This window comes from Putridiphycobacter roseus (assembly GCF_003234935.1).
GTDB lineage: Bacteria > Bacteroidota > Bacteroidia > Flavobacteriales_D > Crocinitomicaceae > Putridiphycobacter > Putridiphycobacter roseus.
Genome location: NZ_QKSB01000006.1, coordinates 96,747 through 112,214, shown reverse-complemented (window position 1 = coordinate 112,214; position 15,468 = coordinate 96,747). Strand labels below are relative to the sequence as shown.

Genomic DNA, 15,468 nt, shown 5'->3' with positions numbered 1-15,468 from the left:
TTTAAAACATAAGGGCACAAAAAAAGGGAAGTCAATTTGACTTCCCTTTCGTTTAATAGTATTATTTAATTCTATTTCTTGGCATTGATTAGGGTTACGTTACCATTTCCTTCGATTGGAGTTCCATTGGTAGTTTCACCTGTGTAAGTGTAAAAGTATACACCATCCGCACAAGGTTTATCATTTTTGTAATTTGTACCATCCCAAGTATCTGTGATGTTATCAAATTCATATACAGGAATTCCGTATCTGTTTAATAGGGTAGCAGAAAAAACGCTTACACCAGCAGCAGGGAAGAAAAACTCATTATTTGGATATGCACCAGGAGTAAATACATTAGGCATTTCGAATACAAATTCTTTATGCACTTTTACGATTCTACAAGTAGTGTCTACACAATCATTAAAGTTTTTTGCTACCAAGCAAATTTCATAATCTGTAGGCTCATTTAAGTTAATACCTTTGTAAGTAGTATCTACTTTATCTTCTAATCTATAAGTGAAAAACCATTGGTTTCCATCAGGATTGTTAGAGAATAAATTCCATTGGAAAATAGTATCTGATAAAGGGTTACCAACTTGTGCAAAGTTTTGAGAAGTATTTGTGATTTTAATTTTCACATCTTCTGTTCCTTCATAAATAGTAGCATCATAAAACTCATCCGATACAATAGTAAAGTCAGCAATAGGATTTAAGGAATCTACAAAAACAGTATCAGAAGAAATACATCCATTTTCATCTGTAGCTGTAAATGCACAGTATCCTGGTACTTTTACAACAAATGTAGTAAAAGTAGATTCATCTCCATTCGCTAAGTTTTCCCATAAGTAAGTTGGTGTACCAGTACCGTTATATCCTGGACCTGCAGTTGATGCAGATACAACACCATTACCATTTTGGTATGCAGCAGTTCTACAATATGTTTTCTTGATAAGTGCCGTGTCAATTAACACTTGTAAAGGATCTGGTTCTGTAATGTAGATGGTAGTGTCATTTGAACAACCATCTTCCGTAAATACTAAAGAATAAGCACCGGCTGGTAAATTCATCAATGAATCTACACCGAATCCATTATGGCCTGCTGGAGCTGGAGCCCATGCAAAAAACACATCATCAATATCACCTTTTTGGTTAAAAATGTTCGTTGCTTTTAACTTTCCAGTAGAAAGTCCATTACACAATGGCATAGTATAAGTGAAATTGGCAGTAATTTTAGCTGGATCAAATAATTGGTAATTTTTTTCAACCAAACATCCATTTGCAGTGGTGGCAGTTACCGTGTAAACGCCTGCTGACAAATTATTAGCCGCATTACCTGTACTACCAGGTACAACGTTTCCTTGTGCATCCGTAAATACAAAAGTTACTGTTTGTCCACCTGTTGTTGTTGCAGAAAGGTTGATAGAACCATTACTGAATCCAAAACATTGTGGGTTATTTATTTCTTCTTGTGTGAATTGTAAAAACCCTTGGTTGATTTCAAAGTTTTCTGTCCATGTACAACCTATTTGATCCGTTACTAATACATTCCATAATCCTGGGGTATCATCAAAAAGATTACCATAAGTTGCAATTCCACCATTGTTTACAATAGTATCATGGTTTCCTAAAGCTTGCGTGTTTGGTGCTGACCATAATACGGTAAACGGACCAGCATTTCCTGTAATAGGACCTACAGTAGAAGAACCATCAAATTGATTTTGACAAGACTCATCCACATAAACGTGATCTGCAACTTGTAAGTTTGAAACATTTATGGTTAAGTAAGCAGAATCGGCAACTACACAAGCAGGAGGATCTACACAACTGTTAACAGAAGTGTCAGGATAAACAATATGGAAATAAACACCAGGTGTAATTGTATCAACATCCGCTAAACCAGTAATTATTTGTGAGTTTCCATTATGCCAAACACCATTATTATCAAATACGGGTCCTAAGTAGTCATTAAAATTAATAACTCCTTCATCACCACAAAAAGTAATGGTATCATCCAAACCAGGAAAAAGTGCTGGTGGAATTTTTAATTCAACTACTCTAGATACAATTCCAGGTATTGGACATTGTCCATCATTGGCATTAATTGAAATTAAATTTCCTGTATAACCTTGTTGGAATTCCCAACAAATTGTAGCTACAGCATTTGGTGAACTAGAGGCTTGTGTAATAGTTGCACCAGGTAAAAAATCGTTGATGTTAGAAGTGATATCAATATTATCTAAGTCATTATCTGTAAATGCAATGTCAAAACAGAATCTGTCACTTACACACATGTCAATTTTATTACCAGGAAGCAATGTTGCTCCTGTACCAAAATTGTTAAAGTTGTATATACCTGCTGTAGTACCTACAGGGGCACTTGGATCAGCAATTTGGTAGGGAGCGTTATTTACACATTGATCATCAATTACAAATTGCATATCATGAATCGTTTGTCCAACCAGTTCACCACATTTATTATATTCAGTAACTTTTATGGCAATTACAAAGTTTCCTGCAATAGGAGAGTTAAAGTTAATTGCACCAGTTTCAGAGTTAATAAAGATATTAGGTACTGGAGAAGTAGGCGTGTATGGTGAATTATATGAAATGGTATCTCCATTGTCAGCCAAAGCAGCTACTAATTCAAAAAATAAAGAATCCCCATCTTGCTCTTGCACACCATAATCGTAGTTTACACCTTGGTTAACACAAACATAAGGAGTAGGTTGCGGGTTGTTAATGGTTACAGAGTTATTACAGGCTTGTGTTGCGGAGAATAATTTAGTCTCTACATAAAAACAAGGGTTACCTACAAGGTTTTCAACCGTATTTCTGTTACATGCACCCCATCCAAAAGTCCATGCATCACATAAACCTGGTAAAGTAACCACGGCATTAAATTCGTACATAATAGTACCTTCTTCTGTTCCAGTACCGCCATAACAAGGAGAATTACCGACAGCTCCAGGGCATAATTGCGATACTTGCAATTCGCCAACTAGATTAACTATGATATTTGGAACGGTTAATCCACAATCATTAAAAACATCTAAAGCGTAAGTAGGTTGAACGGCAACACCAGAACAATCTCTATATACAATTAGGGTAATAATAAATTCATTTGGATTTCCTGTACACTTGTACGAAATATTACCACCCTGAACGTGGGAGGCAAAAAGGGGGGTTGAAAATGCGACCAGAAATAGGCTTAGCATTAGGTTTTTAATAGACTTTATCATAATTGTTGTTTAATTCGGTTTGCAATATAACGAAATATAGAAATGAAAGGTGACAAGAAAATTAATTTTTTTTAACTAAACTTTACTTAATACTGGTTTTACACAGTCAAACCAATTTACAGGTTCAATTTCTTGGAAGTTGTTTTCTCCTATATATTCAAAATCATTACTGCTATTATCGTATTGGTAATCCTTTTTATAGGTTTCAATGTTATTAATAATATCCGCTAGGGCATGGATCATAAAAGAAACTTCTTCATTGGATGTAGTAGGGTGAATAGATAGTCTGATCCATCCTGGTTTATCGGTGTTGTTTCCATTGCTTATCTCTTCGAATATTTTTTGAGAGCGAATCGAATCAATAGCCAATAAATTGTGACCATAAGTCCCGGCACATGCACAACCTCCTCTGGTCTGGATACCAAATCGGTCATTTAAAAGTCGTACCATTAAATTGTAATGGATAGCTGTTACTGTAAAAGAAAAAACACCTAGTCTTACTTTTTGATTACTATCCAAAAGTTTGATTTGAGGAATTTTATTGAATCCAGCATAGATTAAATCAATTATTTCATGTTCTCGTGCCAGTATTTTATCGGTTCCCATTTCTTCTTTCAAACGGATTGCCATGGCTGTTTTTATGGCTTGAATAAACCCTGGTGTACCACCATCTTCTCGGGTCTCAATGTCATGGATGTAATGTCGCTCTCCCCAAGGGTTTGTGTAGGTAACTGTTCCACCACCTGGATGATCAGGGATTTTGTTATTATATAATGACTTACAGAAAATTACAATACCAGTAGTTCCTGGACCACCTAAAAACTTATGAGGAGACAAAAATATGGCATCTAATTTTTGAAGCGGGTTTGCAGGATGCATGTCTATTGCTTCATAAGGTCCGCTACAAGCAAAATCGACAAAGCACAAACCTTGGTTTAAATGCATTATTTCTGCAATTTGATAATAGTTATTTTTGGCTCCAGAAACATTACTGCAGGCTATTACCGAGGCAATCTTAGTTTTTCTGAAAGCATGTGTCTTTAGTCTTTCTTTTAAATCTTCCAAGTCTACATTGCCGTTTTCATCTTGACTAATCACTTCTACAATTGCTTTTGTTTCTAACCATGAAGTGTGGTTAGAGTGGTGCTCCATATGGGTGACAAATACGATTGGTAGATTTGGGTCATCTATTTCCAAGTCTGTACAACCTTTCATGAATTGATTTGGGTTTTCAGGATATTTCAAACCTAAAATACGCTGAAATTTGTTCACAGCACCAGTCATTCCTGTGCCTGCAAAAACAAGTGCGTCTTGATCGGTAGCATGTACATGGTCTTTAATGATTTGTCGTGCAATGCGATATGCATTTGTCATGGCTTTTCCAGTTGCTGTCGTTTCAGTATGCGTATTGGCAACTAAGGGTAAGATTTCTTTTTGAATTTTTTCTTCAATAGGTCGATAAGTTCTTCCACTAGCAGTCCAATCTGCATATACGATTTTCTTAATTCCGTAAGGTGTTTCTATAGTTTGATCAATACCAATTATTTGTGATCGAAACTTTGCAAAATATTCTTCAAGCATATTGTATGATATAAAAACTAAAGATAGGAATTATTAACTTGTTAGCAGATTAGAATCTGCTAAAAATAAAACAAACTCTTGAATAGGAATCCAAGAGTTTGTTATTATAAAAAAATATATAAGTATTTTACTTAAGCGTTTCCTTTTGCAAAGTCAGCTAAAAATTTTTCTAATCCACTATCTGTTAAAGGGTGTTTTAATAATCCCATAATCACGTTTAACGGTCCAGTCATCACATCTGCGCCAATTTCAGCACAATTAATAATATGCATGGTGTGACGAACAGAAGCTGCTAAAATTTGTGTATCGTATAAGTAATTATCATAAATGTCTCTAATTTGAGCAATCAAGTCTAATCCATTAGTCGAGATATCATCTAAACGACCAATAAAAGGAGATAGGTATGTTGCACCTGCTTTTGCAGCTAAAATTGCTTGTCCAGCTGAAAATACCAAGGTACAGTTGGTTTTAATTCCCTTGTTAGAAAAATATTTGATTGCCTTGATACCATCTTTGATCATGGGTATTTTAACCACAATGTTTGGGTGTAGACTTGCTAAATGCTCTCCTTCTTCAACCATTCCTTCAAAATTGGTTGAAATTACCTCGGCACTAACAGGGCCGTCTACAATATTGCAAATGTCAACATAGTGCTTTAAAATGTTTTCACGTCCAGTAATGCCTTCTTTAGCCATTAGTGATGGGTTAGTCGTTACACCGTCTAAAACACCTAAGTCGTTTGCCTCTTTAATTTCGGCTAAGTTTGCAGTATCAATAAAAAATTTCATATTTTTCTGTTTAATTTCTTGGCAAAGATACCAATCCAAATTTAATTTAAATGACAAAAGTATTAACAGAATATCAACGTTCCGTAAATTGACAAAAAGGGGAGAAGCAGCAGCTTGTTTTTTCGCTTATTTATGCCAACTTGTCACTAAAATGAGTTTGGAATGAAAATCGCTATCATTTGATTCACTAAAATCTTGTTATATTAATATAACTGATTAATTTTAACGATTCAAAATAAATAACTAACAATGCTCGATATTTTCAAAAAGCTCTTAGGTAGTAAAGAGAAAAAAGACGAAAAAATTTTCCGACCTTATATAGATAAAGTAAATGCAGAATTTGCAAAACTTTCCTCCCTTAGTAATGACGCCTTAAGAGAAAAAACGGTAGAATTCAAAGCTAGAATAAAAACTTATTTGAAGCCTACCGAAGATGAAATTACCCAATTGAATCAGCAAGTGTTAGATAATCCAGACATGGATTTTCATGCGAAAGATAAAATCTTCAATGAAGTGGATAAGCTGAAAAAAGTGGTGGATGAAAAAATTGAAGAGATTTTAGAAGAATTATTACCAGAAGCTTTTGCGGTAGTTAAAGAAACAGCTAAAAGGTTTGCTGAAAACGATCAGATAGAAGTAACTGCTTTAGATTACGATAAAAAATTAGCAGAAAAGAAAGGTAATATTGCCATAAAAGGGGACAAAGCAATTTGGAACATGTCGTGGGACGCAGCAGGAACTCCTGTTACTTGGAACATGGTTCACTATGATGTACAATTATATGGTGGTGCCGTTTTACATAAAGGAAATGTTGCTGAGATGCAAACTGGTGAAGGAAAAACTTTGGTGGCAACTTTACCTGTGTACTTAAATGCTTTGGCTGAAAAAGGTGTGCACTTAATTACAGTAAACGACTATTTGGCAAAAAGAGATTCTGAATGGATGGGACCTTTATATGAGTTCCATGGCATGACAGTAGATTGTATTGATAAACATCAGCCAAATTCACCAGAAAGAAAAGCAGCGTATAAGGCAGATGTTACTTTTGGGACAAATAACGAATTTGGTTTTGATTATTTGAGAGATAATATGTCTTCTGATCCAGATGCATTAGTACAATTAAAACACCATTTTGCTATTGTAGATGAGGTGGATTCTGTTTTGATTGATGATGCGAGAACCCCATTGATTATTTCTGGACCAACAGCTGGTGGAGACCAACAAGAATACCAAGGTTTAAAACCGAAAGTAGAAGATATTGTAAGTGTGCAACGAAAATTGGTTAATGAATTATTAATTGAAGCGAAGCAAAAGTTAAAAGGAATCGAAGATGGTTCTGCAACAAAAGAAGAAATTGAAGAAGGTGGAATAGCCTTATTGAGAAGTTATAGAGGTTTACCAAAAAATACGGCCTTAATTAAGTATTTAAGTGAACCAGGTGTGAGAGCACAGCTTCAAAAAACAGAAAACTTTTACTTGCAAGACAGGGAAAAGGAAATGCCTAAAATTGATAAAGAATTATATTTCACGATTAGTGAAAAACAAAACTCTATTGAATTAACAGATAAAGGGTATGATTTGTTAGCTAAAGGAGAGGATTCAAATTATTATGTTTTACCAGATTTGTCTATTGAATTAGACTTAATTGAAAAAGAAAGTTTAGCAAAAGACAAAGAAGTAGCTAAAAAAGAATCTTTAATCAAGGATTTTACGATAAAATCAGAAAGAATTCACGCGATCAATCAATTGTTAAAAGCCTATACATTATTTGCAAAAGGAGATGAGTATGTGGTGATGAACGGTAAGGTAATGATTGTAGATGAGTCTACTGGTCGTATGATGGAAGGTCGTCGATTTTCTGATGGCTTACACCAAGCTTTAGAGGCAAAAGAAAATGTGAAAATTGAAGCGGCTACGCAAACTTATGCAACCGTAACTTTACAAAATTTCTTTAGAATGTACCATAAGTTATCTGGGATGACAGGTACAGCAGAAACAGAAGCACAAGAGTTGTGGGATATTTATAAATTGGACGTGGTAATTATTCCAACCAATAGACCAATCGCAAGAAAAGATCAGGACGATATGGTCTTTAAAACAACCCGTGAAAAGTTTAATGCGGTAATTGAAGAAATTGATAAAATAGTGAAAGAAGGTCGACCTGTGTTAGTGGGAACTACCACGGTTGAATTTTCTGAGTTATTAAGTAGAATGTTGAAAATGCGTAAAATACCGCATAGTGTATTGAACGCGAAATACCACCAACAAGAAGCTGAAATTGTTGCCGAAGCAGGTAATGCTGGAAAAGTAACCATTGCAACAAATATGGCCGGTAGGGGTACAGATATTAAGCTGAGTGAAACCGTAAAAGCTGCTGGTGGTTTAGCTATTATTGGTACAGAAAGACATGATTCTAGAAGGGTAGATAGACAGTTAAGAGGTCGTTCTGGTCGTCAAGGTGATCCAGGTTCTTCTCAATTCTTTGTTTCTTTAGAGGACAGTTTAATGCGTAAGTTTGGTTCGGAAAGAATTGCGAAAGTGATGGACAGAATGGGCTACAAAGAAGGAGAAGTTATTCAACATGGAATGATTTCAAAGTCTATTGAAAGAGCACAGAAAAAGGTAGAAGAAAACAACTTTGGTATTCGTAAAAACTTGTTAGAGTATGATGATGTAATGAATGCCCAAAGAAATGCTATTTACAGAAAACGTAAAAATGCCTTACTAGGAGATAGAATTGGATTAGATGTTTCTAACATGTTTTATGATGTAATTGAAGACATTGTAAATGACAATTATCCTAAAAAAGACTATACCAATTTTGAATTTGAATTGGCAAGATATTTAAGAATTGATGCACCAGTGTCGAAAGATGAATTTTCAAGTACTAACCCAAGTAAATTAATCGACTTAATTTATGAAAAAGCGGTTACAGCTTACAATGAAAAATCAGAAAACATTATCAAAAAAGCGAAACCGGTTTTAGAGCAAGTATTCAAAAATGAAGGAGAACGTTATAAGAATATGGCTTTTCCAATTTCTGATGGAGACAAATTAATGAATGTAATTGTTCCTTTAGAAGAAGGGGTGAAAACAGAAGGTAGAGTGGTAAAACGTCAAATTGAAAAGATGATTACACTTGGCTTTATTGACAATGAATGGAAGGATCATTTAAGAAAAATGGATGATTTAAGAACTTCTGTGCAACATGCCTCTATTGAGCAAAAAGATCCATTGGTAATTTATAAAAAAGAAGCTTTTGATTTATTTAGCGGTATGCTAGGTAAAATGAGTAAAGAAGTTATCTCGTTTTTAGTACGTGGTGATTTACCTAAAGATGGAGAACAAGACCCAAAACAAACTGAAGTCGTAGATTTTGAAGAAGTTGGTCATGCTTTTGATGAAGGACAAGTGTCTACTACACCAACACCTGAATTTGCAGGAAGTGAAGGATATGAGGAAGCTGCCAATAATGCAGGGAATCCAAATCAAGCGCCTAAACAAAAGCCAGTAGTAGTACAACCTAAAATAGGTAGAAACGAAAAAATTCTAATCCGTCATATGCAAACAGGAGAAGAAAAAGAAGTGAAATTTAAACAAGCAGAACCTTTGTTAAAATCTAGGGTTTGGATGATTGTTAAATAATAAATTTTAAAAAGCCCTGGCGATAAATGTCAGGGCTTTTTTGTGTCTAATTGTTTTAGTTTTTCCTGGATTCACTACCTGAATTAAATTAATTTATCATCTTTGTCTATATACACCCATACTAATTGAAGTTAACCGTAGTCATAGTAAATTATAATGTAGCGTATTTTCTAGAACAATGCTTAAATTCAACTTTTAAAGCACTAGAATCTATAGCAGGAGAAGTGTATGTTGTAGATAATAATTCTATAGACGGTTCTGTTAAAATGGTGGAAGAAAAATTTCCCCAAGTCCATTTAATTGCAAATAAAGAAAATACTGGTTTTTCAGTAGCCAATAACCAGGCTATGAAATTAGCCAAAGGGGAGTATGTATTGTTATTAAATCCGGATACTCTAGTGGAAGAAGACACTTTTAAACAAGTGATTGCTTTTATGGATGCACATCCAGAAGCTGGTGGATTAGGGTGTAAAATGGTAGATGGAAAAGGGGTGTTTTTACCAGAGTCAAAAAGGGGATTACCTACGCCTACCGTTGCATTTTATAAAATATTCGGGTTATCCAAATTATTTCCCAATTCTAAAAAATTTGGAAAATATCACTTAAGCTATTTAGATAAAGAAGAAGTGCATGAAATTGAAGTACTTTCAGGAGCCTTTATGCTCATGAGAAAAAAGGTGCTAGATAAGATAGGTCTGTTGGATGAAGCATTTTTTATGTATGGAGAAGATATCGACTTGAGCTATAGGATTATTTTAGGAGGCTATAAAAATTACTATTACCCACATACCCGCATTATACATTACAAAGGAGAAAGCACAAAAAAGAGCAGTGTTAATTATGTTTTTGTGTTTTATAATGCCATGGTGATTTTTGCAAAAAAACATTTTTCGCAAAAAAATGCTAAAACTTTTTCAATACTCATTAATCTCGCCATTTATTTTAGAGCGTCTATGGCGTTGGCTGCAAGATTTATTAAAAAAATTGCTTTGCCAATTTTTGATTATGGTATTATTTTAATCGGTCTTTTTATTATTGCCAATTACTATCAAAATGCCCAGGGTATTGAAATTCCTAAAAGTATTTTAAAGGTAGGCTTAAGTAGCTATGGGTTGATTTGGTTATTGACGCAAGTGTTTGCTGGAGGATATGACAAGCCGAGTAAAATACTTAAGAATGTCCTTGGCGGATTAGTCGGAACTGGAATTATTTTGATGATTTATGCTTTACTTTCAAAGGATTATCAGTTTTCTCGATTAATTATTTTATTTGGAGGTGTTTTTGTCATTTTATATTACTTCCTGTCTAGACTGTTGTTTAGCTACCTGCTACCTAATTCCTTTGGTATTGGGAGTAAAAAAGATAAAAAAATAGTCATTGTTGGTGATGCGCTTGAAGTGGAAAGGGTGAAAAATATAGTGGTCAATGCAAATGCAAATATTGAGCAAGTTTTTTTTGTTTCTCATGCCAATGAAAATATACCAGAGCAATTTTCTGGTAGCTATAATCAATTAGACCAAGTGATAGATATTCATGGGGTGAATGAGATTATTTTTTGTGCTAAAAATGTTTCAGCCGAGCAAACCATTACACAAATGATGGCTTTAGATGATAAGGAAATTGAATTTAAAATTTCGCAACCTTCTTCTTCTTTTATCATTGGTAGTAATTCTATTGACACCCAAGGAGACTTGTATGTCATGGATATCAATCAAATTAATAAAGCATCCAATAGAAGAAATAAAAGAATGTTGGATTTGTTTATAGGGGGACTTTTACTCTTAACCATGCCTTTTACAGTTTGGTTTTATAAAAATAAACGACAGTTTATGAGTAATGCTTTAAAAATATTTACTGGGGGATTGTCTTTGGTTGGGTATGCCAAAATAAACCATTCTACCAATCTTAAGTTGCCCAAAATAAAACATGGCGTGCTTAATTCAACCGATTTATTTTCAAAGGAAAAGTTAGACAATAACGCCATTTCACGGCTTAATTTAATTTACGCAAAAAACCATTCTATGGGGATGGATTTAAAAATATTATTTAAAAATTTAAAATCTTTAGACCGTTAATTCAATTTGATTAAACTATGCAGCAAATAAATACTCCAACAATTGGGACCTTAACTCAAAATGAAAAATTTCAAGAATGGTGGCGAAGTGCAGCCATTAATATTCCTTTTGTTGGCATGGATTTACCGGTTACTTTTATGGATTTTATACCGGAAAATGATGCATTGTTTTTAAAAGAAGCAGAAGAAGCCATTCAATCATTTATGAATTTAGAAAGCACTTATAAGTTTCAAATTGCGGAACACGTCATGGCAAATTTTAAAGAGGTCGCTTCGTATCTTGGAGAAGAAGGGATACCAAAGGAGATGAAAAATGTAAACTTATTATCCATTTGGAATTTTGTATATCCTACAGAAATTTTCATGAGTAGAAGACATAAAGCCGATAAGGATGTTTATTTAATATTAGCTTGCGAGTGTGAATGGGAAAAGGAACATGGCTTACAGTTTGTTTTTAGACAAGGTAGAAAACTAACCAGGGTAAGTGATCAAGATGGACATTTAACCAATGCAGATGCTTTTGATATTCCGGATAGTGAAGATAAGTTGTTGCGCGATTTTTAATCGCTTCCTAAATAGTGTACGTATTCAAACATTTTTAAAACAAAAATCCCACTTGTAAACAAGTGGGATTTTTTATAATGGGGTATTAAATTTTTAATTCAATTCAGTCATAATTGTATCATTGTCTTCGCCTCTTTTAATTAAAGCAACAATACTTTCAATATCTAAATCATCCAAAGAGCGATAGCCTAATTGCACTACAAAACGCTCCATCATTTTCGTTTCTGATGGATCAATTTCATTATCAATCACCATTACTCTTACTAAATCTAAAAGCATTTCAAATCTTTCATCTTTTGAGCTTGGAGGAATGATACTGTATTGTTTTGGATCATCCATAATGGTTCCAATTTGGGTATAGGTTAAACCAATTCTTCTTCCTAATTTATATAATAGGGTAATTTCAACATCATCTAAGTGTCCATCAGCATTTGCTAATAACACCAAGTTTTTAAAATGACCTTTGTCTTGGGTGCGCTCTCCACCTTCAAATAATTCTGCTATTGACATGTTTCTAAAAATATTTGGGACAAAAGTAGCATTATTTTTTTAATTAAAATCTTGGAAAATCATCTATCTTTGCGCACTATGGTGAAAGTGGTTGATTTAAGATTAAGTCCAGAAAAAATGGAGGATTGGGATTTTATTCAATCCGAAATATGTACCTTATTAAACCTAAGGATAGAAAAGATAAAGCACATAGAATTACACAAACGATCCTTAGATGCGAGAAAGCATAAGATTGTCTATCAAGCCAAATTCCTAGTATACATTGATGAGGTGCCGCCACAAAAGCCCATTTATTTTAATCCAATTCAGGTCGATAGCAATCAAAAAGCTACCATTATTGGTGCTGGACCTGCAGGATTATTTGCTGCTTTGGCTGCCTTGGAAGCAGGAGTGAAACCAGTACTCTTTGAAAGAGGAAAGATGGTAAGGGAAAGAAGAAGAGATTTGGCTAAAATAAACAAAGAATCTATAGTCAACCCAGAGTCTAATTACTGTTTTGGCGAAGGCGGAGCTGGTACTTATTCGGATGGTAAATTGTATACCCGTTCAAAAAAAAGAGGGGATGTAAAAAAAGTCCTTGAGTGGTTGGTCTTCTTTGGGGTGGATGAAAATATTTTAATAGAAGCGCACCCACATATTGGTACCAATCGGCTACCTAAAATAATTGAAAATATTCGTGCGGCAATCCTTGAAAATGGTGGGGAAATCCATTTTGAATCTAAATTAACAGACATACAGGTCGTGGAGCAGCAAATAGTTGGTATAGCTATAAACGAGGGGAGTATCCAGCCTGTTGATAATTTGATTTTAGCGACAGGTCATTCAGCCCGTGATATTTATTATTTACTGCATAAAAGAAACATTAAAATAGAGGCCAAGTCCTTTGCTCTTGGGGTAAGAATTGAACACGATCAAGAGATCATCAATGAAATTCAATACCATGGCGCGGACTACAGTCCTTTATTGCCTCCTGCAGCTTATGCCTTGGTAACACAAGTAGATGGGGTTGGCGTTTTTTCATTTTGTATGTGCCCAGGTGGAATTGTAGCGCCTTGTGCAACAGAACAAAATGAGGTGGTAACCAACGGTTGGTCTCCTTCCAAACGAAATAATCCATACGCTAATTCTGGAATTGTAGTGCAAGTATTGCCCGAAATGATTCCTGGGTACCAAGCAAATAATCCATGGACTTGTCTCGATTTTCAGAAAAAAGTAGAACAGGATTGTTGGAAAGCTGCCGGGGAAACGCAAAAAGTACCCGCGCAAAGATTATTGGATTTTATAGAAAATAAAGTATCTGCTGATTTACCGCAAAGTTCTTATATACCAGGACTAACGTCAGTGGATTTAAATACCGTTTTACCGAAATTTATAGCAGAAAAACTCCAAAAAGCATTCGTAGAGTTTGGAAAAAAAATGCCACAATTTTTAACCAATGAAGCTGTTTTACATGCGCCAGAATCACGTACTTCTTCTCCTGTGCGTATTCCAAGGAATAAGGAGACTTTAGAACACGAAGAAGTTAAGGGGTTATATCCTTGTGCTGAAGGTGCTGGTTATGCTGGTGGAATTGTTTCTGCAGCAGTGGATGGAATGCGTTGTATTGCAGCCATTCATCAGAAAGCTAATGCGGTTTAATTTACTGGTTAGAAGTTGATTTATAGCTGGTGATTTGAATAAGAAATAACAGTAAAATAATGGGTCAATAATTAAATGTTGATAATTTCAATGGGTCGTTGGCAAATTAAAGGAATGCCTGCGTAACTTTATTCTCAGAATTTAAGACGCATGAAAATTTCAGATTTACATTCATTATTTACCGAATCAAAAGGGATTACCACAGATACACGTGACATAGTGCCCGGTGCTTTGTTTTTCGCCATTAAAGGAGAAAATTTTGACGGCAATTTGTTTGCAGAAAATGCCCTTGCACTAGGTGCCAAATATGCCATTGTTGAAGATGAAAATTTACCTGAAAATCCACAATTTATTTTAGTGGATGATGTGCTGAAAACATTACAAGATTTGGCAAAATTTCACCGTTTGCAATTTAATATTCCTGTCATTGGAATTACAGGAAGTAATGGTAAAACTACCTCTAAAGAATTGATGGGGACCGTGCTGGATCAAAAATACAAGGTGTTGGTGACTAAAGGTAATTTAAATAACCACCTTGGTGTACCATTTACACTCTTAAAATTGACGGCAGCGCATGAAATAGCCATCATTGAAATGGGGGCGAATAAACCCGGAGATATTAAAGAGTTAGTCGAAATTGCTTGTCCGAATTATGGCATTATTACCAATATAGGTAAGGCCCATATCGAAGGTTTTGGAAGTCTCGAAAATGTGGTAAAAACCAAAATGGAAATGTATGATTACATTCAAGCTAATAATGGATTTATTTTTTATCATGCCGAAAATGAAATTTTGAAAAATGCCTTGGAGCCACATACAAAAACAGCTTCTTACGGGGCTAAATCAGGAGATGTGGTCGGTGCATTACTTAAAGTATCTCCTTTTGTACATTTTAAGTACCAGACTGGAAATTATCAATCTCCAGCAATAAATACCCATTTAGTTGGGGATTACAATTTCATCAATTTTTTATTGGGGGTAGTTGTAGGTACCCATTTTAAAGTGCCATTCGAAGCAATTAACCTTGGTTTGAGTAACTATAAGCCTTCCAATAACCGTTCTCAAATTACGCAAACAGAAAAAAACACTTTGGTGGTCGACTGTTACAATGCTAATCCTTTGAGCATGGAAGTAGCCATTAAGAGTTTTAATAAAATTGAAAGTGATAAAAAATTACTGATTTTAGGGGATATGTTAGAGCTAGGACCTATCCAAGAAGCAGAGCATAAAGCCATCATTTTATTAGTTACTGCTTTAGATTTAAATGCTATATATGTGGGGAGTATCTTTAAAAGGTTATTACCCAATGCATACCAAACAGTAGAGGAGGTAATTCAAGGGACAGACTTTTCGAGTTATAAAGACTATACTATTTTATTAAAAGGGAGTAGGGGAATTAAATTGGAAGGCTTGATAGCTCAATTTTAAAAGCAAAAGAATACAAGTC

9 protein-coding genes are annotated in these 15,468 nt (G+C 34.6%); 5 read left to right on the top strand and 4 right to left on the bottom strand.

Features of this window, described 5'->3' with window-relative positions; all coding sequences use genetic code 11:
- Positions 1 to 71: 71 nt before the first annotated feature.
- From DNU06_RS10990 to fsa, 3 genes are all read right to left on the bottom strand, one after another.
- Positions 72 to 3,221 (bottom strand): T9SS type B sorting domain-containing protein, encoded by a 3,150-nt coding sequence (locus DNU06_RS10990; protein WP_111063387.1) that lies wholly within the window; start codon positions 3,219 to 3,221, stop codon positions 72 to 74.
- Between the two features lie 75 nt (positions 3,222 to 3,296).
- Positions 3,297 to 4,802 carry an aminotransferase class V-fold PLP-dependent enzyme gene (locus DNU06_RS10985; RefSeq protein ID WP_111063386.1) on the bottom strand — a complete coding sequence of 502 codons (1,506 nt, stop codon included), beginning with the start codon at positions 4,800 to 4,802 and terminating at the stop codon, positions 3,297 to 3,299.
- Between the two features lie 131 nt (positions 4,803 to 4,933).
- Positions 4,934 to 5,590, bottom strand: coding sequence for a fructose-6-phosphate aldolase (gene fsa / locus DNU06_RS10980; protein WP_111063385.1), 657 nt, complete (start codon positions 5,588 to 5,590; stop codon positions 4,934 to 4,936).
- A 249-nt stretch (positions 5,591 to 5,839) separates the two neighbouring features.
- On the opposite strand from fsa, the gene secA reads away from it, so the two are divergent.
- From secA to DNU06_RS10965, 3 genes are all read left to right on the top strand, one after another.
- A complete protein-coding gene (gene secA, locus DNU06_RS10975) occupies positions 5,840 to 9,235 on the top strand; it encodes a preprotein translocase subunit SecA (RefSeq protein WP_111063384.1) in 3,396 nt (1,131 codons plus the stop codon).
- Between the two features lie 125 nt (positions 9,236 to 9,360).
- Positions 9,361 to 11,310 carry a glycosyltransferase gene (locus DNU06_RS10970; RefSeq protein WP_111063383.1) on the top strand — a complete coding sequence of 650 codons (1,950 nt, stop codon included), beginning with the start codon at positions 9,361 to 9,363 and terminating at the stop codon, positions 11,308 to 11,310.
- Between the two features lie 17 nt (positions 11,311 to 11,327).
- Positions 11,328 to 11,873, top strand: coding sequence for a DUF6985 domain-containing protein (locus DNU06_RS10965; protein ID WP_111063382.1), 546 nt, complete (start codon positions 11,328 to 11,330; stop codon positions 11,871 to 11,873).
- A 93-nt stretch (positions 11,874 to 11,966) separates the two neighbouring features.
- On the opposite strand, the gene DNU06_RS10960 is transcribed toward DNU06_RS10965, so the two are convergent.
- The gene (locus DNU06_RS10960) at positions 11,967 to 12,383 is read right to left on the bottom strand and encodes a tellurite resistance TerB family protein (RefSeq protein ID WP_111063381.1); all 417 of its coding nucleotides are present in this window, start codon (positions 12,381 to 12,383) and stop codon (positions 11,967 to 11,969) included.
- Positions 12,384 to 12,461: 78 nt separating this feature from the next.
- Between DNU06_RS10960 and DNU06_RS10955 the strand changes: the two genes are divergently transcribed.
- Positions 12,462 to 14,021 (top strand): NAD(P)/FAD-dependent oxidoreductase, encoded by a 1,560-nt coding sequence (locus tag DNU06_RS10955; protein WP_111063380.1) that lies wholly within the window; start codon positions 12,462 to 12,464, stop codon positions 14,019 to 14,021.
- Between the two features lie 150 nt (positions 14,022 to 14,171).
- The gene (locus tag DNU06_RS10950; RefSeq protein WP_111063379.1) at positions 14,172 to 15,449 is read left to right on the top strand and encodes a UDP-N-acetylmuramoyl-tripeptide--D-alanyl-D-alanine ligase; all 1,278 of its coding nucleotides are present in this window, start codon (positions 14,172 to 14,174) and stop codon (positions 15,447 to 15,449) included.
- The last annotated feature ends 19 nt before the right edge of the window (positions 15,450 to 15,468 follow it).

Excerpts from the sequence above, each read along its gene's own strand:
- DNU06_RS10965 (WP_111063382.1), top strand. The coding sequence starts at position 11,328 with ATGCAGCAAATAAATACTCCAACAATTGGGACCTTAACTCAAAATGAA.
- DNU06_RS10990 (WP_111063387.1), bottom strand. The coding sequence starts at position 3,221 with ATGATAAAGTCTATTAAAAACCTAATGCTAAGCCTATTTCTGGTCGCA.
- DNU06_RS10985 (WP_111063386.1), bottom strand. The coding sequence starts at position 4,802 with ATGCTTGAAGAATATTTTGCAAAGTTTCGATCACAAATAATTGGTATT.
- DNU06_RS10955 (WP_111063380.1), top strand. The coding sequence starts at position 12,462 with ATGGTGAAAGTGGTTGATTTAAGATTAAGTCCAGAAAAAATGGAGGAT.
- fsa (WP_111063385.1), bottom strand. The coding sequence starts at position 5,590 with ATGAAATTTTTTATTGATACTGCAAACTTAGCCGAAATTAAAGAGGCA.
- secA (WP_111063384.1), top strand. The coding sequence starts at position 5,840 with ATGCTCGATATTTTCAAAAAGCTCTTAGGTAGTAAAGAGAAAAAAGAC.
- DNU06_RS10960 (WP_111063381.1), bottom strand. The coding sequence starts at position 12,383 with ATGTCAATAGCAGAATTATTTGAAGGTGGAGAGCGCACCCAAGACAAA.
- DNU06_RS10950 (WP_111063379.1), top strand. The coding sequence starts at position 14,172 with ATGAAAATTTCAGATTTACATTCATTATTTACCGAATCAAAAGGGATT.